The organism is Janthinobacterium sp. 67, from assembly GCF_002797895.1.
GTDB lineage: Bacteria > Pseudomonadota > Gammaproteobacteria > Burkholderiales > Burkholderiaceae_D > Janthinobacterium.
Map to the genome: position 1 here is coordinate 3,116,000 of NZ_PGES01000001.1, position 14,677 is coordinate 3,130,676.

Annotated in this window: 11 protein-coding genes; 3 read left to right on the plus strand and 8 right to left on the minus strand. The window is 65.4% G+C overall.

Translation table 11 applies throughout. The features are described from left to right. Positions 1–8: 8 nt before the first annotated feature. The 7 genes from CLU90_RS13985 to ybaK all read right to left on the minus strand — a co-directional run bounded on the left by CLU90_RS13985 (position 9) and on the right by ybaK (position 6,355). Positions 9–1,241: a metal-dependent hydrolase gene (locus CLU90_RS13985; protein WP_100428196.1), complete on the minus strand. Its 1,233-nt coding sequence runs from the start codon at positions 1,239–1,241 to the stop codon at positions 9–11. Positions 1,242–1,343: 102 nt separating this feature from the next. Further along, positions 1,344–3,005 (minus strand): GDYXXLXY domain-containing protein, encoded by a 1,662-nt coding sequence (locus tag CLU90_RS13990; protein WP_157808822.1) that lies wholly within the window; start codon positions 3,003–3,005, stop codon positions 1,344–1,346. Continuing rightward, on the minus strand, positions 3,002–3,961 hold the full coding sequence (locus CLU90_RS13995; RefSeq protein ID WP_100428198.1) for a DUF2157 domain-containing protein: 960 nt from the start codon (positions 3,959–3,961) through the stop codon (positions 3,002–3,004). The genes CLU90_RS13990 and CLU90_RS13995 overlap by 4 nt, the downstream gene beginning before the upstream one ends. 37 nt (positions 3,962–3,998) lie before the next feature. Next, the gene (locus CLU90_RS14000; RefSeq protein ID WP_092714102.1) at positions 3,999–4,289 is read right to left on the minus strand and encodes a DUF427 domain-containing protein; all 291 of its coding nucleotides are present in this window, start codon (positions 4,287–4,289) and stop codon (positions 3,999–4,001) included. 70 nt (positions 4,290–4,359) lie between these two features. Next, positions 4,360–5,031: a DsbA family oxidoreductase gene (locus CLU90_RS14005; RefSeq protein ID WP_100428199.1), complete on the minus strand. Its 672-nt coding sequence runs from the start codon at positions 5,029–5,031 to the stop codon at positions 4,360–4,362. 90 nt (positions 5,032–5,121) lie between these two features. Further along, positions 5,122–5,766, minus strand: coding sequence for a glycerol-3-phosphate 1-O-acyltransferase PlsY (plsY, locus tag CLU90_RS14010; RefSeq protein ID WP_232731198.1), 645 nt, complete (start codon positions 5,764–5,766; stop codon positions 5,122–5,124). Between the two features lie 97 nt (positions 5,767–5,863). After that, the gene (ybaK, locus tag CLU90_RS14015; protein ID WP_100428200.1) at positions 5,864–6,355 is read right to left on the minus strand and encodes a Cys-tRNA(Pro) deacylase; all 492 of its coding nucleotides are present in this window, start codon (positions 6,353–6,355) and stop codon (positions 5,864–5,866) included. A gap of 37 nt (positions 6,356–6,392) precedes the next feature. Between ybaK and CLU90_RS14020 the strand changes: the two genes are divergently transcribed. Further along, positions 6,393–7,355 carry an endonuclease/exonuclease/phosphatase family protein gene (locus CLU90_RS14020; RefSeq protein ID WP_100428201.1) on the plus strand — a complete coding sequence of 321 codons (963 nt, stop codon included), beginning with the start codon at positions 6,393–6,395 and terminating at the stop codon, positions 7,353–7,355. Here CLU90_RS14020 and CLU90_RS14025 read toward each other — a convergent pair. Continuing rightward, complete coding sequence (locus CLU90_RS14025; RefSeq protein ID WP_100428202.1) at positions 7,352–9,886, minus strand: sensor domain-containing protein; 2,535 nt, start codon at positions 9,884–9,886, stop codon at positions 7,352–7,354. The genes CLU90_RS14020 and CLU90_RS14025 overlap by 4 nt on opposite strands. Before the next feature lie 392 nt (positions 9,887–10,278). On the opposite strand from CLU90_RS14025, the gene CLU90_RS14030 reads away from it, so the two are divergent. Next, a complete protein-coding gene (locus CLU90_RS14030; protein WP_100428203.1) occupies positions 10,279–11,511 on the plus strand; it encodes an efflux RND transporter periplasmic adaptor subunit in 1,233 nt (410 codons plus the stop codon). A gap of 3 nt (positions 11,512–11,514) precedes the next feature. Further along, positions 11,515–14,631, plus strand: a complete 3,117-nt coding sequence (locus CLU90_RS14035; protein ID WP_100428204.1) for an efflux RND transporter permease subunit — start codon at positions 11,515–11,517, stop codon at positions 14,629–14,631. The last annotated feature ends 46 nt before the right edge of the window (positions 14,632–14,677 follow it).

Below are 14,677 nucleotides of genomic sequence, written 5' to 3' on the forward strand. Positions count from 1 at the left end.
GCCGTTCTCTATTTCGGCGGCGCCAGCATGTCGGCGCGGGGACGGTCCCAGCCCGGCACATAGGCAGGACATGGCCGGCTGCGGAACTGCTGCAATTCGACGGTCGTGAAATTGGGCTGCATGCCGGGATTGAAACGCACGTCCGTCAACTTGTCCGCATTCAACCTGGGCATGCGGGCAAAGCGGAACCAGGCGTCCACATAGCAATTGTCTTCCTGCAAGGCGCGCAAGGCGGCCAGGCTGCCCGCCGCCCGGGCGGACACGGCGATGCCGGGCGCCAGTTGCTGCTGCTTCTTGCCCATCTCGGCCAGCCCGGCCGGGCAGGCGGCGGGCGCCAGCGATGCGGGCAGCAGGCTCAGGGTGCCGCGCCGCAGGGTATACACGTCCGTCTTGCTGTCGAGCGAGACATAGATCCAGCACAGCGGATTGCTGGGGAAGGCCGTCATCGACACGTCCCACACGCGCGTGCCGGGATCGAGCCGCTGCACGGCCGCCTCGATGCGCGTACGGCCGAGGGCGGAAGCCACGCCCTGGGTGCCGATGAAGGTGGCGGCCAGCGCGAAAGCCAGCAGCAGCGGTCCCCGCCCCCGCTCGCCAGCCCGTCCCTGCAGCACGGCCAGGATCACGCCCAGCCCCAGCAGCACGGCCAGCGAGACGGGCGCCAGATAGGTTTTATAGGTGAAGAAACACAGGGCCGCCGCCAGCCCCGCCAGCAGCACGCTTTTGACGATGCCGTAGCGCAAGGACATGATCACGGGCACGCCCAGCAGCACCCAGAACATGGGTTCGACAATGAAGACCATGTCGCCATACAGCCAGCGGCTGTCGAACGGATAAAACGGGTGCAAGCCATAGGAATTGAGGAAATCCATGCCCATGTGCAAGCAGAATCCCAGCAGCAGACAAGCGGCCAGGCCGATGCGGGCGGGCACGCTTTCCTTGAGCAGCCGGCGCGCGCCCGGCCATAGCAGCCAAAGCAAGGCTAGCAAGATCAGCGCCTGGGGCAAGGCCAGCAGCAAGGTGTGCGTGTGGCCACGGTGGTGCAGCATGTAGCCGAAGGGGCGCGGCAACAACCGGGTCAGCACCAGGTCCAGGTCGGGCGCGTTGCTGGCAAACCATGCCGTAAACAAAAACAGCGCGCGCCGGGTGCGCTGTGCGGGGGCTTGCGGCTCGGGCGGCAGGCTGCGGTGTACCAGTTCGCCGACCCCGAGGCCGATGACCGAATGCGTAATATTATCCATCGGGCAATTTTACAGGATGCGGCCACCCCAAGAGCAAAGGCTGGGGTCGTACCCTCAGGGTACGCCCCCGGATTCTGCCATTGGGTTTGTTCAATCAAGCCGCTAAAGCGCCTGTAAATCTTCCCCGCGCATGCCGACCAGCAAGGCGCGGCCGTCGGGCAGCACGCGGAATTCTCCATAGCGGGCTTTTTCCCAGCGCGCCGCTTCGCCTTCCTTGAAGAACCAGGCATCGCTGACCAGTACCCAGTTGCCATCCTTCGGCGTCAGTTCGAGCAGGAATTCGCCGGGTGCCAGCGCTTCCTTGGTGTAGGGACGCAGCAGTTCCGCCACCCCGCGCGCATCGCGCCTGGCCACGACAAAGGGCCGGCCGGGCGCACGCTCCACGCTGGCCAGGGTGCTCAGCACGCCGAGGCCCTGGAAATTGAGACGCATGTAGTCGCCCTGCATCAGCGAACGGGGATCGACGGGCGCCAGTTCCACGAAGATAGGCTCACCCTTGGCAATGAGCTGTTCTTTTTGCCAGATGCCGCCATTGGCGACCAGCAACACCAGCAGCAAGCCGCCCAGCACGCCCAGGCGCAAGAAGCGGCGTTCGACCGCCACACCCGCCGGCTTGCTTTCCACCAGATGCAGCACGGCGCCGCGCATGGCCAGCCACGACAGCGCGCACAGCACGGCGCCCGCTATCGCCAGCAGCGCGGCCTTGCTGGCCAGTGGCCAGGCCAGCTGGTAATAAAAGCTGCCGATGATCCACGCCGCCGCCAGCGCGGCCGCCACGGCCACGCGCGAACGCCCGCTCGTCACGCAATACGCAAGGATCAGCAGCACGGGCCCCAGCGCCGGCATGAACCAGGCCAGCACGACCAGCACCAGCGCCACGCCGATGGCGGGCAACTGGCGCAATGCGGGCCAGCGCCATCCCGTCCAGGCGGCGGCGGCCGTGGCCAGCACGAGCGACACGCCATTCAAGGCCTGCGCATACCATGCAAGACCCTGGTGCCGCGTCACTTCGCGCGCCACTTCGCCGGCAAAGCCACCGCCCATCGCGCCGCCGAGCATGAAGGTCATGCCCGACCAGAAGACCAGCCCCAGCAGGATTGCCAGGACCCACCCCGTCGACAGCGATTCCAGGAAGGCGGCGACGGATGCGCCGCGGCCGTCGTTGAAGGCTTGCTTCTGCAGCCAGTGCACGCCCAGCCACAGTGCCAGGGCCAGCATCCAGGCGAAATACAGTTCCGTGGGATCGTTTTCGAAAATCCAGTCTCGCGTGCTGTCGATGATCCCCAGCCCCAGCAAGCCGCAGGCGACCAGTCCCAGCAACACGCGCAGCCAGTCGCGCGGCAAGGCGGCGGCCACCACCAAACACGCCAGGCACAGCATCAATGACGCCGTCTGCGTGGAATAGTCGCGGTACAGGGCATAGCCAAGCAAGCCGCCGCCCACGAGCAGGCAGGGCACGGCCAGTTGTTCGACGAACAGCGCCACGCCGCGCGTGCGGATCAGCAGCACGGCCACCACCAGCACGATGGCGGCCACGACATACGCGCCGGGCCCCTGGCGCACGATGCTTTCCAGGCCCACGCCCAGCGCAATCATCAGGGGAATGGCGGCCAGCCAGGCGCCGAAAGCCGTCATCAGCACCAGCGGCCACGGCCGAACATCCTGCACGGGGCGGCTGGCGCCGGGCGGCAACAGGCCGGCGCGCGTGGCGTCGTCGATCAGGGTGGCGAGCGCATCGGTTCGTTGAATATTGTTATTGCTCATGCCGCCTCCCGGCGCGTGCGCCACAGTATGCCTTGCACGGTCAGCGCCAGCAGCACGGCAGCGAGCAAGCCCAGCACGGTCAGCGCGCCGACGCCATCGCCATGGCCGTTGAACAGCACGTGCGTCAGGCCGCCCACCAGCAAGGTGTTGATACCGAGCGCGACGGCGCTCAGGCCGAACACATCAAAAAACTTGCGCGTGGCCAGCAGGACGCCGGCGACGGCCAGCAAGCCGAGACCGGCCCAGTACGGCGATTCGATCTCATTGCCGAACAGGGCGCTGACGGCCGTGCCCGTGATGAGGATGGTGGCCAGCACCAGGCCCAGGCGCAAGGCCCAGTTGCCGGCCCCCGTCCAGCGCGCCAACAGGGGCGAGACAAAGGCACAGGCCAGCAGCACGGCCAGCCAGCCGCTGACGAAAATGCCCAGGTCGGCCGAATCGATGCGCCAGCTGTGGCGCGCCTGCGCCTGCATCCACAGGGTGGCGGCCGTCGACAGTACCAGCATCCACGGCGTCCACAGCACGTCGCTGCGCGCGACCAGGCACAGGGGCAAGGCCAGCACGGCCCACAGGGCGAACAGTTGCCACGGATCGGCGCCCGTCTGGTAGGTCTGGCCGAAATACGCGAACAGGCCGCCGATGGCCAGCAAGGCCAGCAGCAGCAAGGGGACTCGCGCCTTGGGCACGGCAAACGCGCCCAGGCAGGCGGCGGCAAACACGCCTTGCAGCAGGGCAAAGCGGCCCATGCGGCCGAAGTCTTCCCAGTTGGCGGCCACCCAGCAGATCAATCCCATGCCCAGCAAGGCGGCGCCCAGCACGGCCACGCCGCGCGGCAGCCAGTGCGCCAGGCGCGCCGGTTCGCGCTGGAAACCGGCCACTTCCTCCAACTGCCGGGTTTGTTGGGCATCGAGCGCATGGGTCGAGGCGAGTTGGTACACGGCGAGGCGTAAATCCATCGTCTGCTTTCTTTGTCGGGAAATAGGGGGAGGCAGGTCAGCGCTCGACGCTGACGCCGCGCCAGAAGGCGACGTGGCCGGCAATTTGCTTGGCGGCATCCTTGGGCTGGGGGTAATACCAGGCCGCGTTGGCATTGACCTGGCCGTCGACGACGAGGTCGTAATAGCTGGCCGTGCCCTTCCACGGGCAGACGCTCGTGTGGCTGCTGGGACGCAGGTAGTCCTGCGTCACCTTTGATAAAGGAAAATATATATTGTTTTCAACGACTTGCACCTGCGCATCGGTCGCTTGCGCGATGACGGCGCCATTCCAGCGGGCTGTTGGCATTTGGCTATCCTCCTTCTGCGCCGAGTGTAGCGCAAAAAGTCTGCCATGGCGCGCGCCATTGGTACCTGGTTCAGGCGCCGGCGATGATCTGGCGCAAGGCTTGCTCGAACACTTCGGGCGGCTGGCCGCCGGAAATCAAATGGCGCTCGTTGATGATGATGGCGGGCACCGAGTTGATGCCGTTCTGCTGGTAGAACTGTTCCTGCGCGCGCACCTCGTCCGCATAGGCGTTCGATGCCAGCACTTCGGCCGCTTTGGCGGTATCGAGTCCCACCTTGCCGGCCACGGCCAGCAGCACTTCATGCGAGGACGGATCCTGGCCTTGCGTGAAATAGGCGTCGAACAGCGCCATCTTGAGTTCCTTCTGGCGCCCTTCCAGGGCGGCCCAGTGCAGCAGACGGTGGGCGTCAAACGTGTTGTAGATGCGGCCGCGCTTGTCCATGGCGAAGGTAAAGCCCAGTTGCTCGCCGCGCGCGCGGATCGCTTCGCGCGACTGCGCCATCTGTTCGGGCGTGGAACCGTATTTGCGGACGATGTGTTCGCCGATATCCTCGCCTTCGGGCGGCATATTGGCGTTCAGCTCGAAGGGCTGGAAGTGGATGTCGGCCTGGACGGTGCCGTCCAGCTTGGCCAGCGCCTGCTCCAGCGATTTCAGGCCGACCACGCACCAGGGGCAGGAAACGTCGGAAACGAAATCGATACGGACGGGAGTGGGTGTGGCGGAGGAGGTTGAAACAGTCATGGTGGGCAGCCTTTGCGCGAGTCGGTGGCGGCCGCACCGCGCGGCGCCGCAAGCACAGCATATGCGTGCGGCGCGCGGGAAATCAAGCGCTTACTTTTTCTTGACGGGCGCCTTGGCCGCATCCTTCTTGCCGCCGATCTTGCTTTCCTTGCCAGAGAGCAAGTTCGCGATATTCTGGCTGTGGCGGTAAGCGAGCAGCACGCTCATGACGATGACGGCCAGCAAGATGGGATCGACGCCGAACAGCAAGCCATAGTAAAACGGCGCGAACAGGGCCGCCACCAGGGCTGCCAGCGAGGAATAGCGAAACGCGTAGGCAATGATCAGCCAGGTAGCCAGGGTCGCCAGTCCCAGCCATGGATTGATGCCCAGTAGCACGCCAAGGGCCGTGGCCACGCCCTTGCCGCCGACAAAGCGGAAGAACACGGGCCACAGATGGCCGAGGAAGACGGCGATGGCCACCAGGGCCACGGCCGTATCGCCCACGCCCAGCGCGCCGGCAAAGTGGTCGGCCAGGAACACGGCCAGCCAGCCCTTGGCGCCATCGCCCAGCAGGGTCATGATGGCCGCGCCCTTGTTGCCGCTGCGCAGCACGTTGGTGGCGCCCGGATTTTTCGAGCCATAGGTGCGCGGATCGGCAATGCCGTAGACCTTGCTCATCACCACGGCAAACGATATCGAGCCGAGCAAGTAAGCGGCCACTGTCATTGCCACGGTTGTGATTACTGGATTCATTTCTTCCCTTTATTGTGTTTATTACACCAGCATCGAGGCTGGCGCAGCAGAATATACACCAGCGCCCAATCCAAGGACAGGGCGGGGACTGGTTTTCTTAATCCTGCAAGGCGCACTGCACCGGCTTGGCTTGCAGCAAATCAACAAGCACCTGCGGCGCCAGCGAGACGAGAAAACCGCGCCGCCCGCCATTGATATAGATGCGCGGCAAGACCAGGATCGATTGCTCCACGTACACGGGCATGGCCTTCTTCGTGCCGAACGGCGACGTGCCGCCTATCAAGTAGCCGGAATGGCGCTGCGCCACCTCGGGCTTGCACGGCTCGACGGACTTGCAGCCGATGCCGCGCGCCAGGTTCTTGGTCGACACCTTGCAATCGCCATGCATGAGCACGATCAGCGGCTTGGCCGCCTCGTCCTGCATCACCAGGGTCTTGATCACGTCGTGCTCGGGCACGCCCAGCTCGCGCGCCGACACGCTGGTACCGCCGTGCTCTTCGTACGGATACGGGTGTTCTTCAAAGGAAACTTGATGCTTGCGCAGCAACTGCGTCGCCTGGGTTTCGGAAATATGCTCTTTTTTAGCCATGCGTGATACGCTGATCGTTCAGTGAGGAGTGCTAATTATGCAGGAAGAAATCCGCTTTGCCACATTCAATGTCTGCAACCTGGCCCCCGCCGGGGCGAAATTGTATGACAACCTGGAACCGTTGAGCCCGGCGCAATACGAAGCCAAGGCGGAATGGACGGCGCGGCAGATCGACCTGCTCGACGCCGACGTGATCGGCTTCCAGGAAATTTTCTCGCAAGCGGCCCTGCGCGACGTGCTGTCGCGCACGCGCCATTACCGCGAAGCCGCCTTGGCCGGCTACGATGCGATCGATATTGCCGGACGCATGCTGCCCACGGTGGCGCTCGTGTCGCGCCTGCCGCTGGTGGGCGCCGGTGTTGCCTGGGCGGATTTTCCGGCCGGCGTGAGCGTCTCCGCCGAGGACAAGGCCTGCCGCTTCGCCCGCGCGCCCCTGCATGTGCAAATCATCTTGCCTGGCGGCCAACTCACGGACGTGGTCGTCGTGCACTTGAAATCGCGCCGGCCCGACTACCGCCATGGCGACGGCAACGATGCGGCCGCCTACGCGCTGGCCAACCTGCGTTCGCTGCAGCGGCGCGGCGCGGAAGCCGTGGCCCTGCGCGTGCTGGCAAGCGAACTGGGCCACAGCGGCCGGCCCCGCATCGTGCTGGGCGACTTCAACGACATCGCCAATGCCGTCACCACGGCCATCGTCATGGGCGCGGGCGCGCCGTGCGAACCGGGTACCGAGATGCGCGCGCGCCTGTACGACGCCAACGCCATCCAGCAGCGCCAGGACGCCCTGCGCCACGTGGGCTACACGAATATCCACGACAGCGCCTACATGACGATCGACCACATTCTCGTCTCCGAACATTTTCATCCCGCCTCGCCGCGCGCCATCGGCATGCTGCAGGAAGTGACATATCTCAACGATCATTTGCTGCTGGGCTTGCCTCACGCATCCGACCATGGCCAAGTGCTGGCGCGTATCAAGCTGCTGGGAAACATTCATTAGTTCAATAGTCTCGCCAGCGCGCTGCCCTCGACTTGCGCGCTGGCAAAGCGCCCCTGGTATTGCTGGCAGCCCAGTGCCCGCAGATACGCCAGTTGCTGCGCCGTTTCCACGCCTTCGGCGATCACCGTCAATTGCAGCTCGCGCGCCATGGCGATGATGGTGGCGGCCACCGCCGTATCGGACTCGCCGGCCGCGCCGTCTGCCACGGCGGGCAGGAACGAGGGGTCGATCTTGAGTTTATCCACCGGGTAATGGCGCAGATTGGCCAGCCGCGAATAGCCGGTGCCGAAGTCGTCGATGGCCAGCCTGGCGCCCAGCGCGCGCAGCTGCGCCAGCACGCCGGCCAGGCGCGCGCCGCCTTTCATCAGCAAGGATTCCGTCACTTCCAGTTCCAGGCTGGCGGCGGGCAAACCCGACACGTCCAGCGCCTCTTGCACGCTGAGCAATAAATTATTGTGCAGGCATTGCGCCGGCGACAGATTCACGCCCACTCTCCAGGCATGGCCCGCATCGTGCCAGGCGCGCGCGCGCAGGCAGGCGTGGCGCAGCACCCAGTTACCGATCGACACCATCAAGCCGCATTCCTCGGCCACGGCGATGAAGCGCTCGGGCGGCAGTTCGCCCAGCTGCGGGTGGCGCCAGCGCAACAGCGCTTCCGCGCCGAGGATTTGCCCGCTGGCAACGTCGAGCGCGGGCTGGAATTCAAGCACGAATTCGTCGCGGCCCAAGGCTTCGCGCAAGCCCTGCTCCAGGCTGGCCCGCTCGACGATTTGCGCATTCATCTCGGCATTGAAAAACTGGAAATTGTTGCGCCCGTTTTCCTTCGCGTGGTACATGGCGATGTCGGCGTTGTGCACGAGGGTATCGATGCCGTCGCCATCGCTGGGAAAGATGGCCACGCCGATCGACGTCGACACATGCAGTTCGTATTCGCCCAGCTGGTACACCTGCGTCACGGCATGCAGCAGGCTGGCCGCCACGTGGGCCACCTGGTCGATGCCGCCCACCTCGGCCAGGATGATGACGAACTCGTCGCCGCCATGCCGGCTGACCGTATCGACGCCGCGCACGCAGCGCACGAGGCGCCGCGCCACTTCCTTGAGCAGCAAGTCGCCCACGTGGTGGCCCATGCTGTCGTTGATGTGCTTGAAGTGGTCAAGATCGAGATACAAAATGGCCAGCATGCTCAGCTTGCGCCGCGCGGCCGCCAGCGCCAGCGACAGCCGGTCCAGCAGCAGCACGCGGTTCGGCAGGTCGGTGAGGAAATCGTGCTCGGCCAGGTGGCGCGTGTGTTCCTCGTTTTTCTTGCGCTCGCTGATATCGCTGAGGATGAGCAGGTAATTGCTCAACTGCCCCTGCGAGTCGCGGATGGCCGTCAGTGACAGCCAGGCCGGATACCGCCCGCCCGCCTTGCGCTGGCCCAGGATGTCGCCTTGCCAATAGCCGTTCGCCTCGACCTCGTCCCACACGTGGTCGAAAAACGCGGGCGCGTCCGGCTCCACGCCGTGCAACACAAAAGGCTTGCCCAGCATGTCGTCCAGGCTGTAGCCGCTGATCTCGCTGTACGCGGGATTCATGCTGACGACTGCCTGCTGCGGGTCCAGCACGACGATGGCTTCGCGCGCATGCTCGACCACCTGCGCCGACAGATACAGGGCCCGTTCGGCCAGTTTGCGCGAGGAAATATCGCGGATCACGGCGTAAAACAGATAGCTGTGGTCGAGCGTGACGGACGTGAGCAGCACTTCGCCCCAGAACAGCTCGCCCGTGCACGTCTGATAGCGCCAGTCGTAGCGGCAGTTGCCGTCGGCATGGGCCTGCGCCGCCAGCTGCGTGCCGCGCAACGAGGACAATACGCCATCGGGCTGGCGCAAGGGCGAAAAGTCGCTGAGGCGGCGCCCCAGCAGCCGCTGCCGGTCCTCGCATCGGAACAGGGCAATGGCGGCCGGGTTCGCCTCGGCGATATGCTCGTCGCGCAGCAGCAGGATGGCGTCGGCCGATTTCTCGTACAGCTGGCGGAAATTGTCGCCCATCAGCAGCAAGGCGCCCTGCGCAGCTCCATCCTGGCTGCTGGCCGTGACGTCGACATCGATGCAGACCACTTGCCGCACACGCCCGGACTGGATGACAGGAAATGCGGTGGAACAGATGCAGCGCGGCGCGGCGCCGTCAGCGCCCAGCTTCCACAAACGCGTGCCGCGCGCCTTGCCGCTCTCCCACACGGCCGCCAGTTCGCCGGCAACTTCCTCGCCTGCGGTGGCGGCGCCCGGCAGCGCGGCGGCCACCCTGGCCCACGGCTGGCCCAGCGCCAGCTCGGCGGCCACGCCATACAGGCGCGCCGCACCAAAGCTCCAGTAACGCACGATGCCGTCGCGGTCGATGCCGCGCACGGCCAGGCCCGGTGCCTGCTCGACGGCGGCAACGATGGTGGAGAGCAAATCGAGCGCCTTGCCGGCCGCCCCCGCCTGCGGTTCGGCCGCGGCCAGCAAACGGCCCGGCGACGGGGCGGCTCCGGCAATCCGATCAGACATCAGGCCCCCTCGTGGCGCGGCCGCGCGGCAACCGGCGGGCGTATGGCCTGTCCGGTGGCGCAACCATCCTGACCATTCTTGCGCGCCGGCGAATCGGCTTCTTGAGGATGCGCAAGCATCGTGACGCGCACGGCGGGCATGCTGGCATTGGTCTCCGGTCGCCGTTTTTTGCATTCCAGCCCCGATTTTGTGCAATCTGTCGCATGGCGATGGCGGCCGGACTTGAATCTTCCTAAAGTGGCAACATGCGCATCGCCGTGGACGGCCGCAGCGGCAGGCGTGCTGCCTGCGGCCGCCACGGCGATGCGCTACCCGAATTCCCCCGGCCTGCCGCAGGCCGGCCGCACCGAGACCTGGCGCCGAAGCCCTGCGCCGCTCCTGACTAAAAAACTATGAAAAACGAGACCCTGCCCCCCGCCTCTCCCCTTGCCGCCACGCGCCGCCGGCGCTGGCGCACGCCCGTCCTGATCCTCGTCGTGCTGGGCCTGGCCGGCGGCGGCTGGACGGTGATGCAGTCGAAGCAGCAAGCCGCCAAGGCGGCCGAGCAGCAGGCGAGCAAGAAGAAGGAGCAGGAAAAGACGCCCGTGCATGAACTGGCGCAGGGCGACGTGGCCGCCATCGATGCGCGCGCCCTCAGTATCAGCTTGCCCCTTTCCGGTTCGCTGGCGCCCGTGACCCAGGCCACCATCAAGGCCAAGGTTTCCGGCGTCATCGAGGCAACGACCTTGCAGGAAGGCCAGCAGGTAACCAATGGCCAAATCCTCGTGCGCCTGGAAGCGGCCGACCTGCGCGCCCGCCTGACGCAGCAGCAAGCCATGCTCGACGAAGCGCAGGCACGCCTGTCAATGGCGAGCAAGAACGAGGCGAACAGCCAGGCGCTGCTCAAGCAAAAATACATTTCGCAAACGGCCTACGACACGACGCAAAACTCCGTCGACCTGGCGCGCGCCAACGTCAAGTCCGCCGCCGCCATGCTCGACATCGCCCGCATCGCGCTGGCCGACACGATAATCCGCGCCCCGATGGCTGGCATCGTCAGCAAGCGCCATTTGCAGGCCGGCGAAAAAGTCTCGCCCGACATGCCCGTCTACACCATCGTCAACCTGGCGCAGCTGACCCTGGAAGCGCCCGTGCCCAGCGCGGACATCCCCCGCATCAAGCTGGGCCAGGATGTGCACTTCAAGGTCGATGGCTTCGGCGCGCGCGACTTCGCCGGCAAGGTCACGCGCATCAATCCCACCACCGAGAGCGGCTCGCGCGCCATGCTCGTCTACATCGCCGTCGACAACGCCGATGGCGCGCTGCGCGGCGGCATGTTCGCCAAGGGCAGCATCGTCACCGAGCGCTCGCCCGTGGCGCCGCTGGTGCCGTTGACGGCCGTGCGCAATGAAAAGCAGGGCCCCGTCGTGTATGCGCTGGTCAACAACAAGGTGGTCGCCCAGCCCGTCACACTGGGCTTGCGCAACGAGGATGAAGGCTATGCGCAAGTCACATCGGGCCTGGTGCCGGGCGCGAAAGTCATCGTCGCCAAGCTCGATGGCGTGAAACCCGGCCACGGCGTGACCTTCGCCGCACAGCCAGGCGCGCCGGCCGCGCCGGCTGCCGTGCTGGCACGGAAGGACTGAGCCATGTGGATGACCAAAGTCAGTATTCAAAACCCCGTCTTCGCCACCATGGTCATGGTGGCGCTGGTGGTGCTGGGCATCTTCTCCTACCGGGGCCTGGGCGTGGAGAGCATGCCCAGCGTGCAGTTCCCGTTCGCCGCCATTGAAGTGAACTACCCGGGCGCCTCGCCCGAAGCCGTGGAAAACGACATTACGCGCCCCATCGAGGACGCCGTCAACACCGTCAGCGGCATCAAGACCATCCGCGCCAACTCGTGGGAAGGACGCGCCGGCGTCTACCTGGAATTCGAGCTGTCGACGAATATGGACAAAGCCATGCAGGACTTGCGCGACAAGGTGGCTCTCGTGCGCCCGCGCTTTCCGAAGGAAGCGAAGGACCCGTTCATCGCGCGCGCCGAAGGCGACAACGAGCGCCCCATCGCCACCATCGTGCTCACGTCCACCGGGCACGACCTGCGCTCGCTGTCGACCATGACGGAGCAGATCATCAGCAAGCGCTTCCAGGGCGTGGCCGGCGTGGGGCAAGTCAAGCTGCGCGGCTTGCGCGCGCGCCAGATCCTCATCAGCATGAAGCCGATCGAGCTCAATGCCCAGGGCATCGGCGTCGATGAAGTGATACGCGCCATCCAGGCGACGAATACCAATCTGCCGGCCGGCTCCATCAGCCATGGCGCGGCCGAACAACTGGTGCGCGTGGAAGGCAAGATCAAGGATGCGCGCGAATTCGGCAAGATCATCGTCGCGCGCCGCGCCGTCGGTCCCGTCTACCTGGACCAGGTGGCCACCGTCGTCGACGGCGAGCAGGAGGAACTGTCGATCTCGCGCATGAACGGCAAGCAGGCCGTGACCATGGAAATCACCAAGGTGCAGGACGCCAACGTGGTGGAAGTGGGCACCGGCATCCTGAAGGTGGCGGCGGACCTGCAAAAAACCTTGCCACCAGATATTTCCCTGCGCGTGCTGGATGACGAATCGGAGCGCGTGCAAAGCCAGCTCAATAACGTCAAGCGCACCATCATCGAAGGCGCCGTGCTGACCATGGTGATCGTCTTCCTGTTCCTGCATTCGTGGCGCTCGACCATCATCACGGGCCTGACCCTGCCGATTTCCGTGCTGGCCAGCTTCATCGCCATGAAAGCGTTTGGTTTTACCCTGAACTTCCTGACGCTGATGGCGCTGTCCCTGTGCATCGGCCTGTTGATCGATGACGCCATCGTCGTGCGCGAAAACATCGTGCGCCACCTGGGCATGGGCAAGAACCACTACAAGGCGGCCAACGACGGCACCAATGAAATCGGCCTGGCCGTGATGGCCACCACGTTCGCCATCGTCGCCGTGTTCGTCCCCGTCGCCTTCATGGACGGCATCATCGGCCGCTTCTTCCTGCAGTTCGGCATCACCGTGGCCGTCGCCGTGCTCGTGTCGCTGTTCGTCAGCTTCACGCTCGACCCCATGCTGTCGTCTGTCTGGCGCGACCCCGTCAAGGACCGCTTCAAGTACGCGCCGTGGCTGGGCCGTTTCATGGCCTGGATCGAGACGGGCATCGACCGCCTGCACGTCTGGTACGGCAAGGTGCTGAAAGTGGCGCTGCGCTGGCGCAAGACGACACTGGCCACGGCCGTGGCCCTGTTCGCGGGCAGCCTGATGCTCGTGCCCATGATCGGCGGCGAGATGTTCCCCGAGACGGACCAGGGCTGGGTCAACCTGCGCTTCAAGACGCCCGTCGGCTCCAGCCTCGAATACACGGATAGCAAAGTGCGCCAGATCGAAACGGCCCTGAAGGAATTCCCCGAGATCGACAGCCTGGTGGCCAATATCGGCACGCCCGATGGCCGCAACGCGGCCGAAGTGAACCTGAAACTGACCGACATCAAGACGCACAAGCGCCGCTCGCAGCAGGAACTGGAAAAGCTGATCCGCGAACGCCTGGCGCCGATTGCCGGCATCACCCTGTCCGTCGGCCAGCGTCCCATCTTCATCGCCATCCTCGGCACGGACGAAGGCAAGCTCGATGCCGTGGCGCACACCTTGATGGACAAGATGCGCAACATCAAGGGCCTGGCCGACATGGAGTACAGCCAGGAAGGCGCCAATCCGTCGACCACCGTGAAGATCAATAACGAACTGGCCAGCGACCTGGGATTGTCGGTGCAGCAGATCGGCAATGCCCTGCGTCCTTTTGTTGCGGGCGACACGGTCAGCCACTGGCTGGCATCCGACGGGCAGAACTACGACGTCAACGTGCAGCTGCCCAAGTCGGGCCGGCAAAAGGTGGCCGACCTGGCCGACCTGTCGCTGGCCTCGAGCAAACTCGATGCCAACGGCAAGCCCGTCATGATTCCGCTGCGCCAGGTGGTCGACTTCGTGCCCTCATCGAGCCCGCAAGTGCTGAAACGCCAGGCCTTGCAGCGCAGGGTCGCCATCTATGCGGGCGTGCAGGGCCGTCCCGCCGGCGACGTCGACGCCGACGTGCAGAAGGCCATCAAGTCCATCGACCTGCCGCCGGGCGTGCGCTTCGACGTGGCCGGCAATGCGCAGCAGATGGCCGAAACCATGGGCGGTGCCATGATGGCGCTGGGGATCGCCGTGATCTTCATCTACCTGGTGCTGGCCTCGCAGTTCGGCAGCTTTTTGCAGCCGATCGCCATCATGGTGTCCTTGCCGCTCTCCCTGATCGGCGTGCTGGCCGCGCTCCTGATCACGGGCAGCACCCTGAACATCTTCTCCGTGATCGGCTTCATCATGCTCATGGGCCTCGTCACCAAGAATGCGATTTTGCTGGTCGACTTCACCAACCAGCGCCAGCGCGAAGGCCTGGGGCAGTTCGAGGCGCTGATGGAAGCGGGGCAAGTGCGCTTGCGCCCCATCCTGATGACGACCCTGGCGATGGTCTTCGGCATGCTGCCGATGGCCATCGGCATGGGCGACGGCGGCGAATCGCAGGCGCCGATGGGCCGCGCCGTCATCGGCGGCGTGATCACCTCGACCCTCTTGACGCTGGTGGTGGTGCCCGTCGCCTACACGTACCTCGATAGCCTGGGCAAGCGCGCCGCGCGCTTCTTTGGCGGCGGCGAGCATGCCCACGCGGATGCCGACGACGCCAAGGCACACGCCCACTGATCCACCGGTCGCCTTCACCGTCCCCGCATTGGCGGGGACGACGCGG

What these genes read in the sequence shown, in the direction of transcription:
- CLU90_RS13990 (WP_157808822.1), bottom strand. Translation starts at nt 3,005, where the DNA reads ATGAGCAATAACAATATTCAACGAACCGATGCGCTCGCCACCCTGATC.
- CLU90_RS13995 (WP_100428198.1), bottom strand. Translation starts at nt 3,961, where the DNA reads ATGGATTTACGCCTCGCCGTGTACCAACTCGCCTCGACCCATGCGCTC.
- CLU90_RS14020 (WP_100428201.1), top strand. Translation starts at nt 6,393, where the DNA reads ATGCAGGAAGAAATCCGCTTTGCCACATTCAATGTCTGCAACCTGGCC.
- CLU90_RS14025 (WP_100428202.1), bottom strand. Translation starts at nt 9,886, where the DNA reads ATGTCTGATCGGATTGCCGGAGCCGCCCCGTCGCCGGGCCGTTTGCTG.
- CLU90_RS13985 (WP_100428196.1), bottom strand. Translation starts at nt 1,241, where the DNA reads ATGGATAATATTACGCATTCGGTCATCGGCCTCGGGGTCGGCGAACTG.
- CLU90_RS14005 (WP_100428199.1), bottom strand. Translation starts at nt 5,031, where the DNA reads ATGACTGTTTCAACCTCCTCCGCCACACCCACTCCCGTCCGTATCGAT.
- ybaK (WP_100428200.1), bottom strand. Translation starts at nt 6,355, where the DNA reads ATGGCTAAAAAAGAGCATATTTCCGAAACCCAGGCGACGCAGTTGCTG.
- CLU90_RS14035 (WP_100428204.1), top strand. Translation starts at nt 11,515, where the DNA reads ATGTGGATGACCAAAGTCAGTATTCAAAACCCCGTCTTCGCCACCATG.
- plsY (WP_232731198.1), bottom strand. Translation starts at nt 5,766, where the DNA reads ATGAATCCAGTAATCACAACCGTGGCAATGACAGTGGCCGCTTACTTG.
- CLU90_RS14030 (WP_100428203.1), top strand. Translation starts at nt 10,279, where the DNA reads ATGAAAAACGAGACCCTGCCCCCCGCCTCTCCCCTTGCCGCCACGCGC.
- CLU90_RS14000 (WP_092714102.1), bottom strand. Translation starts at nt 4,289, where the DNA reads ATGCCAACAGCCCGCTGGAATGGCGCCGTCATCGCGCAAGCGACCGAT.